The 22,157-nt window shown below is 70.6% G+C and carries 15 protein-coding genes; 8 read left to right on the top strand and 7 right to left on the bottom strand.

Annotated elements, in window-relative coordinates; translation table 11 throughout:
- The first annotated feature begins 70 nt into the window (after window positions 1-70).
- The 5 genes from AC07DA_RS30380 (at window position 71) to AC07DA_RS30400 (ending at window position 7,216) form a co-directional block, all read left to right on the top strand.
- Complete coding sequence (locus AC07DA_RS30380; protein ID WP_479131485.1) at window positions 71-1,174, top strand: ABC transporter substrate-binding protein; 1,104 nt, start codon at window positions 71-73, stop codon at window positions 1,172-1,174.
- Window positions 1,175-1,357: 183 nt separating this feature from the next.
- Window positions 1,358-2,149: an ATP-binding cassette domain-containing protein gene (locus AC07DA_RS30385; RefSeq protein ID WP_031109031.1), complete on the top strand. Its 792-nt coding sequence runs from the start codon at window positions 1,358-1,360 to the stop codon at window positions 2,147-2,149.
- Window positions 2,146-3,438, top strand: a complete 1,293-nt coding sequence (locus AC07DA_RS30390) for a sugar ABC transporter permease (RefSeq protein WP_479131444.1) — start codon at window positions 2,146-2,148, stop codon at window positions 3,436-3,438. The genes AC07DA_RS30385 and AC07DA_RS30390 overlap by 4 nt, the downstream gene beginning before the upstream one ends.
- 189 nt (window positions 3,439-3,627) lie before the next feature.
- Window positions 3,628-5,550: a 1-deoxy-D-xylulose-5-phosphate synthase gene (gene dxs, locus AC07DA_RS30395; RefSeq protein WP_479131445.1), complete on the top strand. Its 1,923-nt coding sequence runs from the start codon at window positions 3,628-3,630 to the stop codon at window positions 5,548-5,550.
- 148 nt (window positions 5,551-5,698) lie between these two features.
- On the top strand, window positions 5,699-7,216 hold the full coding sequence (locus tag AC07DA_RS30400) for an amino acid permease (protein WP_479131446.1): 1,518 nt from the start codon (window positions 5,699-5,701) through the stop codon (window positions 7,214-7,216).
- A 28-nt stretch (window positions 7,217-7,244) separates the two neighbouring features.
- Here AC07DA_RS30400 and AC07DA_RS30405 read toward each other — a convergent pair whose 3' ends face one another.
- On the bottom strand, window positions 7,245-7,616 hold the full coding sequence (locus tag AC07DA_RS30405) for a PIN domain-containing protein (RefSeq protein ID WP_479131447.1): 372 nt from the start codon (window positions 7,614-7,616) through the stop codon (window positions 7,245-7,247).
- An 81-nt stretch (window positions 7,617-7,697) separates the two neighbouring features.
- Here AC07DA_RS30405 and AC07DA_RS30410 point away from each other — a divergent pair, with 81 nt between their 5' ends.
- The 3 genes from AC07DA_RS30410 (at window position 7,698) to AC07DA_RS30420 (ending at window position 12,005) form a co-directional block, all read left to right on the top strand.
- A complete protein-coding gene (locus tag AC07DA_RS30410; protein WP_479131448.1) occupies window positions 7,698-8,717 on the top strand; it encodes a hypothetical protein in 1,020 nt (339 codons plus the stop codon).
- A gap of 244 nt (window positions 8,718-8,961) precedes the next feature.
- Window positions 8,962-10,233 (top strand): nucleotide sugar dehydrogenase, encoded by a 1,272-nt coding sequence (locus AC07DA_RS30415; RefSeq protein ID WP_479131449.1) that lies wholly within the window; start codon window positions 8,962-8,964, stop codon window positions 10,231-10,233.
- A complete protein-coding gene (locus tag AC07DA_RS30420; protein ID WP_479131450.1) occupies window positions 10,230-12,005 on the top strand; it encodes a glycosyltransferase in 1,776 nt (591 codons plus the stop codon). The genes AC07DA_RS30415 and AC07DA_RS30420 overlap by 4 nt, the downstream gene beginning before the upstream one ends.
- Window positions 12,006-12,075: 70 nt before the next feature.
- On the opposite strand, the gene AC07DA_RS30425 is transcribed toward AC07DA_RS30420, so the two are convergent.
- The 6 genes from AC07DA_RS30425 to AC07DA_RS30450 form a co-directional block, all read right to left on the bottom strand.
- On the bottom strand, window positions 12,076-13,500 hold the full coding sequence (locus AC07DA_RS30425) for a polysaccharide deacetylase family protein (protein WP_479131451.1): 1,425 nt from the start codon (window positions 13,498-13,500) through the stop codon (window positions 12,076-12,078).
- Window positions 13,501-13,559: 59 nt separating this feature from the next.
- A complete protein-coding gene (locus tag AC07DA_RS30430) occupies window positions 13,560-14,999 on the bottom strand; it encodes a cellulose binding domain-containing protein (RefSeq protein WP_479131452.1) in 1,440 nt (479 codons plus the stop codon).
- A gap of 161 nt (window positions 15,000-15,160) precedes the next feature.
- On the bottom strand, window positions 15,161-17,290 hold the full coding sequence (locus AC07DA_RS30435) for a 3-hydroxyacyl-CoA dehydrogenase NAD-binding domain-containing protein (protein ID WP_479131453.1): 2,130 nt from the start codon (window positions 17,288-17,290) through the stop codon (window positions 15,161-15,163).
- A complete protein-coding gene (locus AC07DA_RS30440) occupies window positions 17,287-18,504 on the bottom strand; it encodes a thiolase family protein (protein WP_094052740.1) in 1,218 nt (405 codons plus the stop codon). Before AC07DA_RS30440 ends, AC07DA_RS30435 begins: the two co-directional genes overlap by 4 nt.
- A 119-nt stretch (window positions 18,505-18,623) precedes the next feature.
- Window positions 18,624-19,664: a LacI family DNA-binding transcriptional regulator gene (locus AC07DA_RS30445; RefSeq protein ID WP_479131454.1), complete on the bottom strand. Its 1,041-nt coding sequence runs from the start codon at window positions 19,662-19,664 to the stop codon at window positions 18,624-18,626.
- The gene (locus AC07DA_RS30450; RefSeq protein WP_479131455.1) at window positions 19,661-22,033 is read right to left on the bottom strand and encodes a glycoside hydrolase family 2 protein; all 2,373 of its coding nucleotides are present in this window, start codon (window positions 22,031-22,033) and stop codon (window positions 19,661-19,663) included. The genes AC07DA_RS30445 and AC07DA_RS30450 overlap by 4 nt, the downstream gene beginning before the upstream one ends.
- Window positions 22,034-22,157: the final 124 nt, after the last annotated feature.

Raw genomic sequence — 22,157 nt, forward strand, 5'->3', positions numbered from 1 at the left:
AGTTGACTTCCAGCCACCTCGGCCGCAACGTCGCGGCCTCGTCAGGGAGGTTTCTGAAGTGAACACGCGTATGCGTCGCGCCGCCGTTGCTGTGGCCGCCGGTGTGATGGCTGTTTCGCTTGCTGCCTGTGGCAGCGCCAAGGAGTCCGGCGACAACGCCGACTCCACCGCGGGGTCCGCCAAGAAGGGCGACGACATCAAGGTCGGTCTGCTCCTTCCCGAGAACGCGACCGCCCGTTACGAGAAGTTCGACCGGCCGCTCATCGAGAAGAAGGTCAAGGAGCTCACCAACGGCAAGGGCGAGGTCGTCTACGCCAACGCCAAGCAGGACGCCAGCACCCAGAACCAGCAGGTCGACACGATGGTGACCAACAAGGTCGACGTGCTGATCGTGGACGCGGTGGACTCCAAGGCCATCGCCGGCTCGGTGAAGAAGGCCAAGGACGCCGGCATCCCGGTCGTCGCCTACGACCGCCTGGCCGAGGGCCCGATCGACGCCTACACCTCGTTCGACAACGAGACCGTCGGCAAGACCCAGGGCGAGGCCCTGCTGAAGGCCCTGGGCGACAAGGCCAAGGACGGCCAGATCGTCATGATGAACGGGTCCTCCACCGACCCGAACGCCGCCCAGTTCAAGAAGGGCGCGCACTCCGTGCTCGACGGCAAGGTGAAGATCGGCCGCGAGTACGACACCAAGGAGTGGAAGCCGGAGAACGCCAACGCCAACATGGAGGGCGCCATCTCCGCCCTCGGCAAGGACAAGATCGTCGGCGTCTACTCCGCCAACGACGGCATGGCGGGCGGCATCATCACGGCCCTGAAGGCCGCGGGCATCGCCGACATCCCCGTCACCGGCCAGGACGCCGAGCTCTCCGGCGTGCAGCGCATCGTCACCGGTGAGCAGTACATGAGCGTCTACAAGCCCTACCCGCAGGAGGCGAACGTCGCGGCCGAGATGGCCGTCGCCCTCGCCCAGGGCAAGTCGCTCGACTCGATCGCCAAGGACAAGGTCGACAGCCCGACCACCAAGGCCATCCCGTCCGTCCTGGTCCCGGTCGTCTCGCTGACCCAGGACAACATCAAGGACACCGTCATCAAGGACGGCATCTACACCGTGAACGAGATCTGCGCGGGCAAGTACAAGTCCGCCTGCGACAAGATCGGTCTCAAGTAAGCAGCCGCCAGGTCCGGTGAAGACGACAGGAGTCCCCCCGGACTCCCGCAACTCCCACGGACCGGCTGCCCCGAGTTCCTCCGGCGCCCCGCCACACCAGCCCCGCAAGCTCCGCGGGGCGCCGGAGTGATCACTCCTCCCACACTTCTGCACAACCTCCCGCCGGGTCAGGCGGCGAAGGAGATGGTTCACGTGTCCGCTACGCCCGTGCTGGCGTTGCGCGGGGTCTCCAAGCGGTTCGGTGCCGTACAGGCGCTCACCGACGTAGAGCTTGAGGTCCACGCCGGTGAGGTGGTCGCCCTCGTCGGCGACAACGGCGCCGGAAAGTCCACGCTGGTCAAGACGATCGCCGGCGTGCACCCCATCGATGAGGGCGTCATCGAATGGGACGGCAGGTCCGTCCAGATCAACAAGCCGCACGACGCCCAGAACCTGGGCATCGCGACCGTCTACCAGGACCTCGCGCTGTGCGACAACATCGACGTCGTCGGCAACCTCTACCTGGGCCGCGAGCTGCGCAAGCGCGGCGTCCTGGACGAGGTGGAGATGGAGCGCCGCTCCCGCGAGCTCCTCGACACCCTGTCGATCCGCATCCCCAGCGTGCGCATCCCGATCGCCTCGCTCTCCGGCGGCCAGCGCCAGACCGTGGCCATCGCCCGGTCCATGCTCGGGGAGCCCAAGCTGGTCATCCTCGACGAGCCCACCGCCGCGCTCGGCGTCGAGCAGACCGCCCAGGTCCTCGACCTGGTCGAGCGGCTGCGCGAACGCGGCCACGCCGTGATCCTGATCAGCCACAACATGGCCGACGTCAAGGCCGTGGCGGACAAGGTCGCCGTGCTGCGCCTCGGGCGCAACAACGGCGTGTTCGAGGTCAAGTCGACCTCGCAGGAAGAGATCATCTCCGCCATCACCGGCGCCACCGACAACGCCGTGACCCGCCGTGCGGCGCGCACGAACGGGGAGGTTTCCAAGTGAGCATCGACAAGACCTCCGCGGCTCCGGAAGAACACGTCGTGGAGAACCCCGAGGCGGCCAAGGCCGCCGTCACGGTGGTCGACCCCCGGCTGCTGGTGCGCGAGCAGGGCCTCGCCGGCTACGTCACCGAGTTCAAGCGGAAGATGAAGTCCGGTGACCTGGGTTCCATCCCGGTCGTCATCGGCCTGGCGATCATCTGGCTGATCTTCACGAGCCTGAACTCCAACTTCCTCACCGCGGGCAACCTGTCCGACATGTCCGTCGCCATGGTCGGCACGGGCATGATCGCCGTCGGCATCGTGTTCGTGCTGCTGCTCGGCGAGATCGACCTGTCGGTCGGCTCGGTGTCCGGTGTCGCGGGCGCCAGCTTCGCGGTGCTCAACGTCACCAACGGCATGAACGAGTGGCTCGCCTTCGTGCTGGCCATCCTCACCGGCACGGTCGCCGGCGTGCTGCACGGCTTCTTCTTCGCGAAGGTCGGCGTCCCCGCCTTCGCCGTCACCCTGGCCGGTCTGCTGTTCTGGAACGGCTTCATGCTCCAGATCCTGGGCGACAACGGCACGATCAACCTCGACCCGGACGGGGTCGTGGCCCAGCTGACCAGCTACTACTTCTCCGACGTGGCCGCCGCCTACGGGCTGGCCGCGGTGGTGACCGCCGGGTACTTCCTCAGCTCCTTCTACGGCAACCGCCGCCGCGAGGCCGCGGGCGTGCCGTCCCGGCCGCTGAGCGAGACCATCGTGCGCACGGCGCTGCTGGCGGTCCTCGCCTTCGCCGTCGCGATCGTCTTCAACCAGTACAAGGGCCTGCCCCTTGCCGTGGTGATCTTCATCGTGGTGCTGCTGGTCACGGACTTCGTGCTGCGGCGCACGGCGTACGGCCGGAAGGTGTTCGCGCTCGGCGGCAGCGTCGAGGCCTCGCGCCGGGCCGGCATCAACGTGGAGATGGTCCGTATCTCGGTCTTCGCGATCTCCGGCACCTTCGCCGCGGTGGGCGGTCTGTTCATCGCCTCGAAGATCGCGGCGGCCAACCAGGGCGCCGGCGGCGGTGACCTGCTGATGAACGCGATCGCCGCCGCGGTGATCGGCGGCACGTCCCTCTTCGGCGGCCGCGGCCGCACGTGGAACGCGCTGCTCGGTGTGCTGGTGATCGTGTCGATCCAGTACGGCCTCGCCCTGGAGGGCATCGCCTCCCCGGTGCAGTACATGATCACCGGCGGTGTGCTCCTCGCCACGGTCGTCATCGACGCGGTGACGCGCAAGACGCAGAAGACCGCGGGTCGCGCGTAGCGCGGAACACCCTCACTGTGCCCGGCACCGGCAGGTGCCGGGCACAGTCGTGTCGTAGGCGCGGCGCAAGGTGGGTAGAGCCGAATGCGTGACGTATGACGCACCGCCACGGCACGGCCCCCGAGGGCGGAACATTAGACTCGACACGCCCGGCAACAGCTCGATCAGCTCTACTGCAAGGAGGCACGGGTGCCGCTGCTGACCCGTATCAGGGGACCGCGCGATCTGGACCGGCTCAGCCTGGAGGAGCTGAACCAGCTGGCGGAGGAGATCCGGACCTTCCTTGTCGAAGCGGTCTCCAAGACCGGCGGCCACCTGGGCCCCAACCTCGGCGTGGTGGAGCTCACCATCGCCCTGCACCGGGTCTTCGAATCGCCCAGGGACAAGGTGCTCTGGGACACCGGTCACCAGTCCTACGTCCACAAGCTGCTCACCGGCCGCCAGGACTTCTCCAGGCTGAAGATGAAGGGCGGCCTGTCCGGCTACCCCTCCCAGGCCGAGTCCGAGCACGACGTCATCGAGAACTCGCACGCCTCGACGGTCCTCGGCTGGGCCGACGGCATCGCCAAGGCCAACCAGCTGATGCGGCGCGACGACCACGTCGTGGCCGTCATCGGCGACGGCGCCCTGACCGGCGGCATGGCCTGGGAGGCGCTGAACAACATCGCCGACGCCAAGGACCGCCCGCTCGTCATCGTCGTCAACGACAACGAGCGCTCCTACGCGCCCACCATCGGCGGCCTCGCCAACCACCTGGCGACCCTGCGCACCACCGACGGCTACGAGCGCTTCCTGGCCCGCACCAAGGAGGTCCTGGAGCGCACCCCGGTCGTCGGCCGGCCGCTCTACGACACCCTGCACGGCGCCAAGAAGGGCCTGAAGGACTTCATCGCGCCGCAGGGCATGTTCGAGGACCTCGGCCTGAAGTACGTCGGCCCGATCGACGGCCACGACATCGAGGCCCTGGAGTCCGCCCTCGCCCGGGCCAAGCGGTTCGGCGGGCCCGTCATCGTGCACTGCCTCACCGAGAAGGGCCGCGGCTACCAGCCCGCCCTCCAGGACGAGGCGGACCGCTTCCACGCCGTCGGCAAGATCCACCCCGACACGGGCCTGCCGATCGCCAGCTCCGGCGCCGACTGGACCTCCGTCTTCGGCGAGGAGATGGTCAGGCTCGGCGAGGAGCGCGAGGACATCGTCGCGATCACGGCCGCCATGCTCCAGCCGGTGGGCCTGGACAAGTTCGCCAAGCGCTTCCCCGAGCGGGTCTACGACGTCGGCATCGCCGAGCAGCACGGCGCCGTCTCCGCCGCCGGACTGGCCACGGGCGGCGTGCACCCGGTGTTCGCCGTGTACGCCACCTTCCTCAACCGCGCCTTCGACCAGGTGCTGATGGACGTGGCCCTGCACAAGTGCGGCGTCACCTTCGTGCTCGACCGGGCCGGGATCACCGGCACCGACGGCGCGTCCCACAACGGCATGTGGGACATGTCGATCCTCCAGGTCGTCCCCGGGCTGCGGCTGGCCGCGCCGCGCGACGCCGACCAGGTCCGCGCCCAGCTGCGCGAGGCCGTCGCGGTCGACGACGCGCCGACCGTGGTCCGCTTCTCCAAGGGCGCCGTCGGCCCCGCCGTACCGGCCGTGCGCCGCGTCGGCGGCATGGACGTGCTGCGCGAGCCCGGCACCGAGCGGCCCGACGTGCTGCTGGTCTCCGTCGGCGCCCTCGCCCCGATGTGCCTGGAGGTCGCCGGCCTGCTCGACAAGCAGGGCATCTCCACGACCGTCGTCGACCCGCGCTGGGTCAAACCGGTCGACGAGGCCATGGCCCCGCTCGCCGAGGGCCACCGCGTGGTCGTCACCGTCGAGGACAACAGCCGGGTGGGCGGCGTCGGTTCGGCCATCGCCCAGGCGCTGCGCGACGCGGGCGTCGACGTGCCGCTGCGCGACTTCGGCATCCCGCCGCGCTTCCTCGACCACGCCTCCCGCGCCGAGGTGCTCGCCGAGATCGGCCTGACCGCGCCGGACATCGCCCGGCAGGTGACCGGCCTGGTCGCGAAGCTGGACGGACGCTACGAGCGGTCCACGGTCGACTCCGTGGAGCCCGCGCGCGACTGACGCCCACCCCGGTACCGCTGAATGGGCCGGTTACACCCCCGTCGAGGGTGGTGAAACCGGCCCATTGGCGTGAATCCGACGCTGTCGGGGCATACGGACGGTGCCCCCTCTCGATCATGTCGAGGACGACAAGCGTGGGAGGTACCCCGTGAGCAGCACCCTCTTCCGGACGAAGAAGGTCGAGCAGTCCATCCTCGATACCGAGGAGCCAGAGCACGCGCTCAAGAAGTCCTTGTCCGCGCTGGATCTGACCGTCTTCGGCGTCGGTGTGATCATCGGCACCGGCATCTTCGTCCTCACCGGCACCGTCGCGAAGAACAACGCCGGGCCCGCGGTGGCCCTGGCGTTCGTCGCGGCCGGCGTCGCCTGTGCGCTGGCCGCGCTCTGTTACGCCGAGTTCGCCTCCACGGTCCCGGTCGCCGGGTCCGCCTACACGTTCTCGTACGCCTCCCTCGGGGAACTGCCCGCCTGGATCATCGGCTGGGACCTGGTCCTGGAGTTCGCGCTCGGGACGGCGGTGGTGGCCGTCGGCTGGTCCGGGTACATCCAGTCGCTCATGGACAACGCCGGGTGGGAGATGCCGGCCGCCCTGGGCAGCCGGGAGGGCTCGGACGTCTTCGGCTTCGACATCCTCGCCGCCGCGCTCGTCCTGGTCCTCACGGTCATCCTGGTCCTCGGCATGAAGCTGTCCGCGCGGATCACCTCGCTGGTCGTCGCCATCAAGGTGACGGTCGTGCTCGTCGTGATCATCGCGGGGGCGTTCCTCATCAAGGGCGAGAACTACGACCCGTTCATCCCGAAGGAGAAGCCGGTGGAGGCCGGGTCGAGCCTGGACTCGCCGCTGATCCAGCTGATGTTCGGCTGGGCGCCGTCCAACTTCGGCGTGATGGGCATCTTCACCGCGGCCTCGGTGGTGTTCTTCGCCTTCATCGGGTTCGACGTCGTGGCCACGGCCGCCGAGGAGACGCGCAACCCTCAGCGCGACATGCCGCGCGGCATCCTCGGCTCCCTGCTGATCTGCACGACGCTGTACGTGCTCGTCTCGATCGTGGTCACCGGCATGCAGCACTACAGCCGGCTGTCGGTGGACGCGCCCCTGGCCGACGCGTTCAAGGCCACCGGGCACCCGTGGTACGCGGGCTTCATCAGCTTCGGGGCCGCGGTCGGCCTGACCACCGTGTGCATGATCCTGCTGCTCGGGCAGACCCGGGTGTTCTTCGCGATGAGCCGTGACGGACTGCTGCCGCGGTTCTTCTCGCGCGTCCACCCCAAGTTCAAGACGCCACACCGGCCCACCATCCTGCTCGGTGTGGTCATCGCGGTCCTGGCCGGCTTCACGCCGCTGACGGAACTCGCCGCCCTGGTGAACATCGGCACGCTGTTCGCGTTCGTGGTCGTCGCCATCGGCGTGCTCGTCCTGCGCCGCACCCGCCCCGACCTGCCCCGGGCGTTCCGCACCCCGTGGGTCCCGGTCATCCCGATCCTGTCGGTCTGCGCCTCCCTGTGGCTGATGATCAACCTGCCCGCCGAGACGTGGGTCCGCTTCGGCATCTGGATGGCGGCCGGCTTCCTCGTGTACTTCGCCTACGGCCGAGGGCACAGCCGCCTCGGGCGCGGCGCCGCGGCGCAGGAGCAGCCGGCCGCGGGCGGCGGCACGACGCCCTGACCCCCTTCCCCGGAGCAGCGCCGGGCCGCTACGGACGCACCGTACGCGGCCCGGCGACCCGTGCCCCCAGGGCGCCGACCCGGCCGCGCAGCTCGCGGTCCGCCGTGACCACCAGGACGGGCCGGTCGCCGGCCGACGCCACCGTCTCGACGATGTGGTCGTCCCCGCTGCCCGGCGCCGACGACACCCGGACCCCGGGCACCGACTCCACGCCCCGGGCCGCCCCCTCCACGACGAGGACGATCTCCACGGGCCCCGGCACCCCCGGCACCCCGTCCGCCGCCAGCCGGTCCCGCAGCCGCTCCGCGGCCCCGCGCCGGTCCCGCCACCACCCGTCCGGCACCGATCCGACGACATTCGCGGCGTCGACCACGACGAGGACGGGCTCCGGGACGTTCATGCGGCCAGGGTCGCACGGCGCGGGCCCGGCCGCGGCGGGGGCGGGCCGCGCCGGGCCGCTGGGCCCGCATAAAGTGAACTGGTGAACGGCGACTGGCTCCTGCGCGGCCGTGACGGCCGCCTCACCGTCTACCTGCCCTCCGGCGAAGCCGTCCTGTGCCGGGCGGAACGCGGCCCCGGCGGCCCCTGGGAGGACACCCCGCGCACCGTCGGCGGCACCCAGAAGCTGCACCCGGGCCCGGCGGTCGGACAGGGCGCCGACCGCTACGCCCACCTGGCGGCCTGGCGGCCCACCGTCCCGGGGGAGTCGGGGCTGGTGCACACCACGCACTTCCGGCCCCTGCTGGCGCCCCTGGACTGGGTGCCCATCGGGCACCCGGACAAGAAGGGCGACCGGACCGGACCGCCGGCCGTGGCCGTCGACGGCGCGGGCCGCGGCTACGTCTTCGTCCGGAACGCGGGCGGCGGGGTGAGCCTGCGCAACCAGAAGGTGAAGGGCGGCTGGGGCGGCTGGCTGGACCTCGGCGGGCAGGACGTCGACGAACGGCTGGCTCCCGTGGCGGGGGAGTCGGGGCTGGTCGAGCTCTACGCGTCCGCGCCCGGCGCGATCCTGCACTGGCGGCAGGAGGGTGACGGGAAGAAGCCGGTGCCGGCCGGTGAGGTGGAGGCCGCCGCCCGCCCGGGGACCCTGTGCGCGCTCGCCACGTCCGCCGAGCGCACCACGGTCTTCTTCACGGACACCTCCGGGGACCTGTGCGCCTGGCGGCCCGGTGAGAAGCCGGTGGCGCTCCTCGCGGCCGCCGGGCCGGGGCCCGTCTCGGCGGTGCGCTGCGTCATCGAGGGGCACGACTGCACCGTGCTCGCGCAGCGCTCGGCGAGCGGCCGGGTCGCCTTCGCCGCGTATCCGACCGAGCAGGAGTCGGCGGGTGCCTGGTGGACGGAGTCCGGTCCGCGGCTGCCGGGTGACGCCCTGGTGTCGGTGGCGCTGGACGAGCACGAGGAGGTCGTCGCCGCCTCCCTCGCGCCGTCCAGCGGGACCCTGCTGCTCACCCGCCGCAAGGACGAGCCGGGGCTCGCGCTGGAGGCCTGGCGGGAGGTCTGACCCCGTGGGGTCCGGCCCTGCCGGAAACGGAAGGGAGCCGTTCGTTCCGTGTCTCTTGTCGCAGCAGACACACGAGGTGTGTCAAGGGTTGTATGGAAGTGTGCGTGACAAGAGGCACCTCGTATGAACATGGTCAAAAAGTGAAGGTCTTGTTAGCCTCCTCTGACTTGTTCGATTTTGCTCGGGGGGCCGGTTGCTGCTGCGTCTGGCCGACGCCGTGGCAACGGGGTTGGGGAATGATGTCGTGAGCAGATCCTCCACGGTGGATCTTGTCGTTGTCGGTCTCGGTTACGTGGGGCTGCCGTTGGCCAGATCCGCCGCCGCAGCGGGTCTGAAGGTGGTCGGTCTCGACCGCAGCCGGCGGGTGGTCGACGGGCTGAACGCCGGCCGCTCGCACGTCGACGACATCACCGACGCCGACGTGCGCGCCATGCTGGAGCAGGGCTTCCGGGCCGTCGACGAGGCCGGCGTCATCGCCGACGCCGCCGCGGTGGTCGTGTGCGTGCCGACCCCGCTCACCGACCACGGCGCCCCCGACCTCGGCGCGGTGCACGCCGCCGTCGACGACATTGCCGCCCACCTGAGCGCCGGCACGCTGGTCGTGCTGGAGTCGACGACGTACCCGGGCACGACCGACGAGGTCGTCCGCCCGCGCCTGGAGGCCGGTGGCCTGCGGGTCGGCGTCGACTTCCACCTCGCCTTCTCCCCGGAGCGGATCGACCCGGGCAACGCCTCCTTCGGCCTGGAGAACACGCCCAAGGTCGTCGGCGGCATCACGGCCGACTGCACCAAGGCCGCCCGCGCCCTCTACGAGCGGTTCGTGAACCGTGTCGTCGAGGCCAAGGGCACCCGCGAGGCCGAGATGGCCAAGCTGCTGGAGAACACCTACCGGCACGTCAACATCGCCCTCGTCAACGAGATGTCGATGTTCTGCCGGGAGATCGGCGTCGACCTGTGGGACGCCATCCGGTGCGCCTCGACGAAGCCGTTCGGATTCGCGCCCTTCTACCCCGGTCCCGGCGTCGGCGGGCACTGCATCCCGATCGACCCCAACTACCTGTCGTACAAGGTGCGTTCGCTGGGCATCCCGTTCCGGTTCGTGGAGCTGGCGCAGGAGATCAACCAGCGCATGCCCGTGCACGTCGTCAACCGCGCGGCCGACCTGCTGAACGACCAGGGCAAGGCCGTGCGCGGCTCCCGCGTGCTGCTGCTCGGCGTCACGTACAAGCCGGACATCTCCGACCAGCGGGAGAGCCCGGCGCTCGCCGTCGCCGAGCACCTCCTCGCGCGCGGTGCCGAGCTCGTCTACTTCGACCCGCGGGTCGAGGACTGGCGGGTCGACGGCGCCCTCGTCGAGCGGGCCGGTGACTACCTCACCGCCGCGGAGGACGCCGACCTCACCATCCTGCTCCAGCCGCACCGCGAGATCGACCTGGAGGCGCTCGCCGACCGGGCCCGCGCGCTGTTCGACACCCGGGGCAAGTCCGCCGACCATCCGCGGGTGGTCAAGCTGTGACTGCCGACGATACGTACATACCGGGAGCCGTCGACTCCGGTGGCCGCCGGGCGCACCGCAAGCGGCGGCACCTGAAGGTCTCGTACTTCGTCTTCCTGGGCCTGGCCGCGCTGATCGCCACCCGGCTCGACGCCGGCTCGCTGCACCTGTACTCCATGGGCGCCATGGGCCTGCTGTCCCTGAAGATGTTCGGCGCCCTGTTCTACCGTCCGGCCAAGGCCGGGCGGGAGGAGCTGGAGTACCTGGAGAACGCCTGGGTCACCGCGGTCATCCCGATCTACAACGAGGACCCGGTGATGTTCGAGCAGGGCATGCGCAGCCTCCTCGCGCAGAGCCGCCTGCCGAACGAGATCCACATCATCGACGACGCCAGCGCCGACGACTCCGGCATCCGCGCGGCGAAGAAGCTGCGCCGCGAGTTCGAGGCCAAGGGCGTCAAGTACACCGTCAGCGTCCAGCCCGAGAACAAGGGCAAGCGCGAGGCGCTGGCCCTGGGCTTCGAGGCCGCGCCGTACTCCGACATCTTCCTGTGTGTCGACTCGGACACCGTGCTGTCCCGGGACACCGTGCGCGAGCTGCTGCTGCCGCTGGCCGACGAGAAGATCATGGCCTCCACGGGCATGGTGCTGGCGCTCAACCACGACAGCAACATCTTCACGCGCCTGCAGGACCTGCGCTACGGCAACTCCTTCCTCTTCGAGCGGGCCGCCTACTCCCGGCTGAAGTCGGTGCTGTGCTGCTGCGGCGCGCTGTCCGCCTACCGCGGCACGCTGGTGCGCAAGTACCTGCCGGACTTCCTCAACCAGCAGTTCCTGGGCAAGCCGGCCGTCTTCGGCGATGACCGCCGCATGACCAACTACTGCCTGATGGAGGGTCAGGTCGTCTTCCAGGAGACGGCCGTGGGCTACACCGCCGTCCCCGAGAAGCTGCCGCACTTCCTGCGCCAGCAGGTCCGCTGGAACAAGTCCTTCTTCCGCGAGTCCCTGTGGGCGTTCCGGCACCAGAAGAAGTACCGCCCGGCCTTCTGGCTGACCTGCATGGAGCTCGCGCTGTGGCTGGTCTTCGGCTCGGCGATGTTCTACTCGATGGTCATCCTGCCCATCATCAAGCCGCAGCAGTTCCTGAACCACATCGGGGACTACCTCATCTTCATGGTGCTCATGGGGTACCTGCGCAACGTCCGCTACCTGGACTTCCCGCGCCGCGGCATGGGCTTCGTCAAGCGCTTCGGCATGTTCCTGCTCGCGCCGGTCTACGGCGTGATCCAGCTGACGCTGCTCACCCCGCTGCGCTTCTACGCCCTGTTCACCCTGCACAAGGGCAGCTGGGGCACGCGGCAGGGCGGCGTCGAGGTGTCGGTGGCCGGTGACCACGAGCACGACGTGACGGAGATCTTCGAGGAAGAGGACCCGTACTCGGACAAGAAGGTCACCGAGACGCTCCAGCTGATGCGCCTGGAGGGCGTGGCCCTGCGCACCCGGCCCCGCCCGGCGGGCGGCATCCCCTCCCAGCCGCAGCCGATCCCGGGCTACGACGAGGAGCACCACGCGGCCGTTCCGCAGCAGCGCGTGTCCTGGGGAGCCCCGGCACCGGCCGGCCAGCAGCAGTGGCAGGGCGGCGGCTACGGCGGCCATCCCGACCCGTACCAGCAGCCGTACCCGGACCAGGGCCACGACCCCCAGCAGGGCGGCTACCCGTACCAGGACCCGTCCTGGCAGCACGGCCAGGGGCAGGGCCAGGGACAGGGATACGGACAGGGCGGCGGCTGGTAGCGCCGCGCGACAGCGCGAAGAGAGGGGGGCGGCCTCACAGGCCGCCCCCCTCTCTTCGCGTCCGCGGGACTCAGGTGTAGGAGGCCATCGCTTCCTCGACCGTCAGCACCGGGATGTCCCGGTCGTCGATCGCCTTCATCAGCGTCTCCAGACCGGCCCTGCCGATCTCGGTGCTGGTCGCCGGGGGCCCCTCGGTGACCTTGTGCAGGCAGAGGATCAGCCAGTCGCCGCTGTTGACGCACCGGTCGAGCTTGCCGCCCGCGCCCGTCAGCTTCGATAGCGCCGTACCTCCGATGCCCGTACCGTCGTTGATGCCGGTCAGCGCCTTGAGGCGGTAGGGCATCGCCGGGGCGAAGGACTCGATGGTCTCGGAGATGATCGACCGGGCCGTGGTGAAGTGCCGGCTCGCGATCTGGTCGACCGGGACACCGTCGGAGGTCTTCTGGAACGCGCCGTGCGGATAGGCGAAGTGCTCGCTGGTGAAGCCGTTGGACACCAGCCATTCGCGCAGCTTGCGGAAGTCGTCGTCGGCCTGCTCGGCGGTCAGCTTGGGGTAGCTGGCCGTGTGCACGGCGTTGGCGTACGAGTGGCCCGCCATCTCCCAGCCGGAGAAGTCCTGCATGGAGCGCATCTGGTTCAGCGTCAGGAAGCTGCCGGTGCCGATGGCGTCGGCGATGTTGTAGACCGTGCCGGGGAAGCCGAAGCGGTCCATGACCGGGCGGGCCAGGTCGTGGATCGACTTGTGGGAGTCGTCGAAGGTGATGGAGACGACGCCCTTGGGGAAGACCGACACGGTGTCCGGGATCAGCTCCACGGCCTGCAGCCGGTAGGTCACCGGCCCGCCCGCGTTGTCGTACACGGCGAACGACATGTCCGTGAAGCCGGTCTTCGTCGACGGCTTGCCGTCGGCGCCGATGGAGTACGTCCCGGCCGCCGCGTTGACGTCCGCCCACTGGAGGTGGACCGTGACCCACTCGCCGGACTGGACGTAGTTGGCCGACGTCTTGGAGTGGACGTGGAAGGTCCAGGCGAAGTGGTTCGCCAGCGAGCCGCTGCCCAGGTAGAAGACCATCTTGGCCAGGTTGGCGACGTCGTCGACGCGGAAGACCAGCCGGATCATCTTGCCGCTCAGGCTCATCGCGGTCATGCCGGTCCTGCGCACGTAGGACTGCTTGCCCGTGCCGTTGGTGGTCACCCGGACCGCCTGGGTGCCGCGCACGAACTGGGTCTTGTCGTTCGCCTCGGCCGAGGCCGTGCCCGCGCCGCCTGCCGTCCAGCCGTGACCCGTCTGGAACTGCTGGGACCAGCTGGCCCGGCGGTACTTGGGGCGGCGCCCGGAGGGGGCGTACAGGGGAGGCGTGGTGAGGCCTCCGATGGCTCCCTCGGCTGCGGGGGCGGCGGCCGGCTGGGCCATCACCTTGCCCATCCACGCGCCGGCACCGGCCATGGCGACGCCTCCCGCGCCGCCCATCAGCAGGGCGGAACGCCTGCTCACCACCGGTTTGTCCTCCGTTGCCTCGGCAGCGTGCCTGTGGGCGCCGGACCGCCTGTTCCTCACCGGGTCTCCCGAACCGTGTCGAAGTAGTTCCTGCCCTCGCCGGTGAAGTCCGCCACCTCGGCCTGGACCTCCTCCGCCGACAGCGTGTCGTTCGCGTTGTAGTAGAGCCAGTCGACCTTCATGTCCCAGGCGCGTTCGCCCTTGAACGGCAGGTCGATGAACCAGTGGTTGAAGTTGACGGACATGTCCGCGCGCGGCGCGTACTTGCCGTTGCTGAGGAAGAGCTTCTCGCCGTCGAGCCAGTAGGCGACCACGCCGTCCTTCACCCGGATCAGCACGGTGTGCCAGGCGTCGAGGCTCTTGTTGGTGGTCTCGTAGACCCGGTCGTTGGTCTTGTGGTCGTACCAGGTCACCGTGTCGAGCTTGGGGCCGGGCCGGCCCCAGCCGCCGTTGGGCATGTACTCGTTGTCCAGCTCGCTGTACTTCGAGCCCTTGCCGCCGATGGTGTAGAAGGTCTGGTTGACGTGGTCGCCGGCCTTCCCGGTGGCCGGCCCGTCGCTGAAGTGGATGCGGGCCGCGTAGGTGCCGTCGCGGAACTTGCTCGCGGCCGTGCCCAGGCTCGCCTGCTTCGTCCCGGCCTTCGTGCCGTCCGTGCTCGCACGCAGGTTGAGCACCTGGCCGTCGGCGTGGGAGCCCTCGGCGGTGGGGAAGCTCACGCCCTCGGCCGACCAGGTGTTCTCGATGCCGGGGCCGCCCTTGCTGGTGCGGACCAGCCAGCCGTGCTTGAACAGGGCGGGGTCCTTGGGGCCCAGGTAGCTGAAGTCGTCGAACAGCACCCCGGCCGGCGGGGCGGGCAGCGCCTCGGGCTCCGTCTTCGCCGTGGCCTTCTTCTCGTCGCCCGCCTTCGTGCCGTCGGGCTCCTCGCCCCAGGCGAGGACGCCCCGCTTGTACGCGGTGACCTCCTCGGCCTCCTTGTAGGAGGTCTTCTCCGCGTCGAAGGAGCGGTCGTCGGACTGCTTCAGCTTCTCGTGGTCGGTGCGGAACAGCTGGACGTCGATGCCCTTGCTGTTGGCGCCGGGCTCCAGGTCGCCCGCGCCCTCGGTGAACCGCAGCTCCAGGTAGTGGTCGGCGGTGTCGGTGGGCTTGTCCATCGCGACGATCCGCCCGGCCACGTTCGAGCAGCCGAAGACGGCGTTCACGCAGTTGAAGGCGTAGGCGGCGTCGTCCTCGGCGGTGAACCAGTACCGGAGCGCGACCTCGCTCAACGGCAGTGGCTTGTCCGTGTCGTTGAAGACCTCCAGCGACGGCTTGGCCGCGGCGGCCGTCGCCGGGGTGTCGGTGCGGTAGCGGACCTTCAGTTCGGGCGGGTCCGGGTTGGCCGCCTTCCACACCGGGTACAGCGCCGTGCCGCCGGCCGCCACCACGGCCACGAGGAGCAGGAGCCTGATCTTGGGCCACACCCGGCGTCCGGGCGGTCGGCGGCGGGAGGACGCCACGGAAGACTCCTTCGAGGACCCCGGCGGCCTTGGGTGGAGGCCGGCAGAGCCAGGTAAACAATGGTCGGATTGTGTGAGGATCCTATCTGTGCGGGCATACGCGGAGGGGGGCGGGTGCACGGATTGTTACCGTACGCCCCACCCCCCTCCGGGGTAACGCGTTACGCCGGGACGCTCGCGACGCCCGGAGCCAGGAACCTCTTGCCGTTGACGCGCTCGGAGACGCCCTCGCGGTCCAGGTACGGCGTGATGCCGCCCAGGTGGAACGGCCAGCCGGCGCCCGTGATGAGGCACAGGTCGATGTCCTGCGCCTCGGCGACGACGCCCTCGTCGAGCATGAGCCCGATCTCCTGCGCCACCGCGTCGAGCACCCGCTCGCGCACCTGCTCCTCCGTCAGGACGGTGTCGCCCTGCTTCAGCAGCGCGGCGACCTCGGGGTCGAGCTCGGGCTTGCCGCTGTCGTAGACGTAGAAGCCGCGCTTGCCGGCCTCGACGACCGCCTTGAGGTTCGGGGAGACCGTGAAGCGGTCGGGGAAGGCCCGGTTGAGCGTCTCGGAGACGTGCAGGCCGATGGCCGGGCCGACCAGCTCCAGCAGGACCAGCGGCGACATCGGCAGACCGAGCGGCTCGACGGCCTTCTCGGCGACCTCGACGGGGGTGCCCTCGTCGATGACGTTCTGGATCTCGCCCATGAAGCGGGTCAGGATGCGGTTCACGACGAACGCCGGGGCGTCCTTGACCAGCACCGCGGTCTTCTTCAGCTTCTTTGCGACGCCGAACGCGGTGGCCAGGGAGGCGTCGTCGGTCTGCTCGCCGCGGACGATCTCCAGCAGCGGCAGGACCGCGACCGGGTTGAAGAAGTGGAAGCCCACGACCCGCTCGGGGTGCTTGAGCTTCGAGGCCATCTCCGACACCGACAGCGAGGAGGTGTTGGTGGCGAGGATCGCGTGCGCCGGGGCGACCGCCTCGACCTCCGCGAACACCTGCTGCTTGACGCCCATCTCCTCGAAGACCGCTTCGATGATGAAGTCGGCGTCCGCGAAGCCCTCGGCCTTGTCCAGCACACCGGTGACCAGCGCCTTGAGGCGGTTGGCCTTGTCCTGGTTGATACGGCCCTTGCCGAGCAGCTTGTCGATCTCGGCGTGGACGTAGCCCACGCCCTTGTCGACGCGCTCCTGGTCGATGTCGGTCAGCACGACCGGCACCTCCAGGCGGCGCAGGAACAGCAGCGCGAGCTGGCTGGCCATCAGACCGGCGCCGACGACACCGACCTTGGTGACCGGGCGGGCCAGGGACTTGTCCGGGGCGCCGGCGGGGCGCTTGCCGCGCTTCTGCACCAGGTTGAAGGCGTAGATGCCGGCGCGCAGTTCACCGCCCATGATCAGGTCGGCGAGGGCCTGGTCCTCGGCGTCGTAGCCCTGCTGGAGGTCGCCGTTCTTGGCGGCGGCGATGATGTCCAGGGCGCGGTAGGCGGCCGGGGCGGCGCCGTGCACCTTGGAGTCGGCGATGAAGCGGCCCTTGGCGACGGCCTGGTCCCAGGCCTCGCCGCGGTCGATCACCGGGCGCTCGATCTTCAGCTCGCCCTTGAGGACGGTCGCCGTCCAGATCAGCGACTGCTCCAGGAAGTCCGCGCCCTCGAAGATCGCGTCGGCGATCCCGAGCTCGTAGACCTGCTTGCCCTTGAGCTGCCTGTTCTGGTTGAGGCTGTTCTCGATGATCACCGAGACGGCCTTCTCCGGGCCGATCAGGTTCGGCAGCAGCGTGCAGCCGCCCCAGCCGGGGACCAGGCCGAGGAAGACCTCGGGCAGGGAGAACGCCGGCACGGCCGCGGAGACGGTGCGGTAGGTGCAGTGCAGACCGACCTCGACACCGCCGCCCATCGCGGCGCCGTTGTAGTACGCGAAGGTCGGCACGGCCAGCTGCGACAGCCGCTTGAAGACCTCGTGGCCGCCCTTGCCGATGGCGAGGGCGTGCTCGTGCTCCTTGAGGATCTCCACGCCCTTGAGGTCGGCGCCGACCGCGAAGATGAACGGCTTGCCGGTGATGCCGACGCCGACGATCTCGCCGTCCGCCGCCTCCTTCTCGACCTGGTCGATCGCGGCGTTCAGGTTCGCCAGCGAGGCCGGGCCGAAGGTGGTCGGCTTGGTGTGGTCGTGGCCGTTGTCCAGGGTGATCAGGGCGAAACGGCCCGCACCCAGGGGGAGGTCGAAGTGGCGTACGTGCGCACTCGTGACGACCTCGTCCGGGAACAGTTCGGAAGCCTGCTTCAGAAGCTCGGCGGTGGTGCTCACTTGTCCCCCTCGAAGTGCGGGTTCTCCCAGATGACCGTCGCGCCCATGCCGAAGCCGACGCACATGGTCGTCAGGCCGTAGCGGACGTGCGGCTGCTCCTCGAACTGGCGGGCCAGCTGCGTCATCAGGCGGACGCCGGAGGAGGCCAGCGGGTGGCCGAAGGCGATGGCGCCGCCGTACTGGTTGACGCGCTCGTCGTCGTCGGCGATGCCGTAGTGGTCGAGGAAGGCCAGGACCTGGACGGCGAAGGCCTCGTTGATCTCGAACAGGCCGATGTCGGAGATCGACAGACCGGCCTGGGCCAGCGCCTTCTCCGTGGCCGGGATCGGGCCGTAGCCCATGACCTCCGGCTCCACGCCCGCGAAGGAGTAGGAGACCAGGCGCATCTTCACGGGGAGGTCGTTCTCCCGCGCGAACTCCTCGGAGGCGATGAGCGAGGCGGTGGCGCCGTCGTTGAGACCGGCCGCGTTACCGGCGGTGACCCGGCCGTGGACGCGGAACGGGGTCTTGAGGCCCTGGAGGTTCTCCAGGGTCGTGCCCGGGCGCATCGGCTCGTCGGCGGTGACCAGGCCCCAGCCCGTCTCACCGGCCTCGGCGTTGGTGCGGCGCACCGAGATCGGGACCAGGTCGGCCTGGATCTTGCCGTTGGCGTACGCCTTGGCGGCCTTCTCCTGGGAGCGCACGGCGTACTCGTCGGCGCGCAGCTTGGTGATCTGCGGGTACCGGTCGTGCAGGTTCTCCGCGGTCATGCCCATGAAGAGGGCCGACTCGTCGACCAGCTTCTCGGAGACGAACCGCGGGTTGGGGTCGACGCCCTCGCCCATGGGGTGGCGGCCCATGTGCTCGACACCGCCGGCGATGGCGATGTCGTAGGCGCCGAAGGCGACGGATCCGGCGACCGTGGTGACGGCGGTCAGGGCGCCGGCGCACATGCGGTCGATGGAGTAACCGGGTACGGACTGCGGCAGGCCGGCCAGGATGCCCGCGGTGCGGCCGATGGTCAGGCCCTGGTCGCCGATCTGCGTGGTCGCGGCGATGGCGACCTCGTCGATCTTCTTGGGGTCCAGGCCGGGGTTGCGGCGCAGCAGCTCCCGGATCGCCTTCACGACGAGGTCGTCGGCACGGGTCTCGTGGTAGATGCCCTTCGGGCCCGCCTTGCCGAACGGGGTGCGGACGCCGTCGACGAAGACGACGTCCCTGACGGTACGAGGCACGATGGCTCTCCTCCAGGGTCAGGATTGCGGTGCTGCTGCGATGCGCTGAGCGCGCGCTCAGTCCCATGCTACTTGTGGGTAACGTAGCTGCACAGTCCTGACGGGCGGAGCGGTGAAGGTCACACCTTCGGCGGTGCCGTGGACCCCCGGGGCGTCAGGACGGGCGTGGGCACCGGACGGGAGGCCGCCCCCTCGCCGCCGGCGATCACCGAGAACAGCGTCCGGGCCACTTCCGCCCCGAATCCGTGCACGTCATGGCTCATCGCGGACAGTGTCGGATGGGTCAGCCGGCACAGCTGCGAGTCGTCCCACGCCAGCAGCGACACGTCGTCCGGCACCCGCAGGCCCATCTCCGCCGCCACCGACAGCCCCGCCACCGCCATGATGTCGTTGTCGTACACGATCGCGGTCGGCCGGTCCGGCGGCGCGGCCGTCAGCAGCGACCGGGTCGCCCGCGCCCCGGCGTCGCCCGAGAAGTCCGTCGCCACCTGCCACGCCCCGGCCAGCGCCAGGGCTCCCGCGGCCTCGTCGAACGCCGCCGTGCGGATCGAGGTGTGCCCGAGGTCCGCCGCCCCGCCCACCCGGGCGATCCGCCGGTGCCCGAGCGCGGCCAGGTACCGCACCGCCTCCCGCACGGCTGTGGCGTCGTCGGTCCACACCGAGGTGAGCCCCCCGGTCAGCGAGGGGTGCCCGACGGCGACGGACGGCAGCCCGAGCCGCTCCACCAAGGCGACCCGGGGGTCGTCGGCCCGGAAGTCGACCAGGATCGAGCCGCCGACCTGCCGCCCCCGCCACCACGCCTCCTGGACCCCCACCTCCTCGTCCAGGCTCCGCACGAGCCGCAGCAGCAGCGCGCAGGAGTGCTCGGCCAGCACGCTCTCCACGCCCGACACGAACTCCATGTACCAGGGTTCCAGACCGAGCATCCGGGCCGGCCGGCACACCGCGAGCCCCACCGCGTCCACCCGCGACCCGGCCAGCGTCCGGGCCGTCAGGCTGGGCGCCCAGCCCAGCTCCCGCGCCGCCCGGAAGATCCGGTCCCGGGTGGCCTCGGACAGGCCCGGCTTGTGGTTGAAGGCGAGGGACACGGCACCCTTGGACACGCCGGCGCGCGCGGCGACGTCCTTGATGGTGACGCGGGGGGTCGGCGTTGCCGTCATCGGGTGGGCTCCACGCAGTACAGGGCCGATCGAGCACGTTCCGCGTCCGGAGTCTTCCAGCCGCGCACCCCGATGGTCACCTCCTCGCCCGGCAGCAGCGTCACCAGCCCCCGGTCGGCCCGCGCCCCCGGGTCGAGCCGGTCGGCCTGCAGCAGCAGGTCCCGCACCAGCGTGCGGGCGGTCACCCGGATCCCCTCCGGGGCGAGGTCGACCTCGAACTCGGGCCTGGGGTAGGCGACCTCGCGGTCAGGCACCGGGAAGCGCACCGCCCGCAGCCCCTGCGCGTCCGCGACCAGGAACTCCTTCGGGCCCGCCGGCACCAGTTCGTCCGGCACGCCGATCCGCGCCACACTCCGCGCCCCGGCCGCCAGTGCCACGCTCCGCCGCCCCAGCACCTCGCCCCCGACGGACATCCGCCGCAGGGTCAGCGTCCCCGTCCACTCCCCGGCCGCCTGGTTCACGGCGGCCAGCTCCAGCCGGCCGCCGTCCGCCTCCCGGATCGTCAGCAACCGGTCCGCGTACAGCCGCTTCAGCTCGTGGAACAGCGGTTTCTCGCGCCCGTCCCCGTCGATCGCCGCCCAGGAGGTCACCGGCCAGCAGTCGTTGAGCTGCCAGACGACCGTGCCCGCGCACACCGGCCAGTGCGAGCGCCAGTGCTCGATCCCGGCCGCGACCGCCCGGGCCTGGTTGAGCTGCGTGAGGTAGTGCCAGCGGTCGAAGTCCCCGTCCGGCACGGCGAAGTGCCGCGCGAGGCCCCGCTCCAGCTTGCCGTTGCCGTCGTCGGCCTTCTGGTGGTGCAGCATGCCGGGGGAGTCCGGCGCGAGGTCCTCCCCGGGCAGCGCACGGCGCAGCGTGGCGTACGCGGGCGGCGCCTGCCAGCCGAACTCGGCGACGAACCGCGGCACGCCGCGCCGGTAGGCGGCGTAGTCCTCGCGGTTCCACACCTCCCACGAGTGGTGGGTGCCGTGCGCCGGGTCGTTCGGGTGGTGCCGCCACGACCCGGACCAGGGACTGCCCGCCGTGTACGGCCGGGTCGGGTCCAGTTCCGCCACCACCCGCGGCAGCACGCCCAGGTAGTAGCCCTCGCCCCAGGAGTCCCCGGCCAGCCGCGGCTCCCAGCCCCAGTCCCGGAAGCCCCACAGGTTCTCGTTGTTGCCGTTCCACAGCACCAGCGACGGGTGCGGCATCAGCCGTACGACGTTCTCCCGCGCCTCGGCCTCCACCTCCCCGCGCAACGGCTGCTCCTCCGGGTAGGCCGCGCAGGCGAACGGGAAGTCCTGCCAGACCAGCAGGCCGAGTGCGTCGCAGGCGTCGTAGAAGTCCTCGCTCTCGTAGATCCCGCCGCCCCACACGCGCACGAGGTCCACGCCCGCGGCGGCGGCCTGTTCCAGGCGCCGCCGGTAGCGCGCGCGGGTGATCCGGGACGGGAAGACGTCGTCCGGGATCCAGTTGACGCCCCGCGCGAAGAGCCGCTCGCCGTTGACGACGAGGGTGAAGCCGGTACCGTGCGCGTCGGGCCGCCGGTCCAGCTCCACGGTCCTGAAGCCGATGCGCCGCCGCCACACGTCCAGCGCCTCGTCGCCGTGCAGCAGTGTCAACTCGACGTCGTACAGCGGCTGTCCGCCGTAGCCGCGCGGCCACCACAGCTGCGGGTCCGGCACCCGCAGGCGCAGCGTCCCGCCCGTCCCCTCGATCTGCGCGCGGGCCCGCACCCCGGCCACCGACGCCTCCACGGCGAGCGGTGCCTCCACCCGGGTCCGTTCGACGTCGACGGCCAGCTCGACCACCCCGGTGCCCTCCTCGACGGTCACCAGGGGCCGCACCCGGGCGATCCGGGCCGTCGACCAGTGCTCCAGGCGCACCGGCCGCCAGATCCCGGCCGTGACCAGCGTCGGCCCCCAGTCCCAGCCGAAGGAACAGGCCATCTTGCGCACGTACTGGTACGGCTCGGCGTACGCGGCGGGCCGCTCGCCGAGCCGCCCCCGCACGGCCTCGGCCTCGGCGTAGGCGGAGACGAACCGCACGGCCAGCCGCCCGGACAGCCCCGTCACGTCGAACCGGTGGGAGCGGTGCATGTTCCGTACGGTCCCCAGCGGCCGCCCGTCCAGGGAGATCTCGGCGACGGTGTCGAGCCCGTCGAAGACCAGGTCGGTCTGCTCCTGCGCCGACGAGCCGTCGAGGTGCCGCTCGTAGGTCCAGTCCCGGCGCCCCACCCAGGCCACCTCGGTCTCGTTCCGGCCGAGGAACGGGTCCGGGATCGCCCCGGCCGCCATCAGGTCGGTGTGCACGCAGCCCGGCACGGTGGCCGGCAGCGTGTCCGGACCGTGCCGCAGGGTCCATCCGTCGCCGAGCGGTGTGACCTCCAGCATGCGCACTCCCTTGACCGGTTCAGTGAGGGGCCGAGTGACGGTTTCGCATCGTTGGCGGGAATGGGACTTTACCGGTTGAGCGAGCGCTGTCAGAGTGCCGAACCAGCCATACCGCACGTGCTCG

This window comes from Streptomyces sp. NPDC044921 (assembly GCF_056432865.1).

Coding starts and splice junctions, on each gene's coding strand:
- AC07DA_RS30380 (WP_479131485.1), top strand. CDS start 71: ATGCGTCGCGCCGCCGTTGCTGTGGCCGCCGGTGTGATGGCTGTTTCG.
- AC07DA_RS30385 (WP_031109031.1), top strand. CDS start 1,358: ATGGTTCACGTGTCCGCTACGCCCGTGCTGGCGTTGCGCGGGGTCTCC.
- AC07DA_RS30405 (WP_479131447.1), bottom strand. CDS start 7,616: ATGAACGTCCCGGAGCCCGTCCTCGTCGTGGTCGACGCCGCGAATGTC.
- AC07DA_RS30445 (WP_479131454.1), bottom strand. CDS start 19,664: ATGACGGCAACGCCGACCCCCCGCGTCACCATCAAGGACGTCGCCGCG.
- AC07DA_RS30450 (WP_479131455.1), bottom strand. CDS start 22,033: ATGCTGGAGGTCACACCGCTCGGCGACGGATGGACCCTGCGGCACGGT.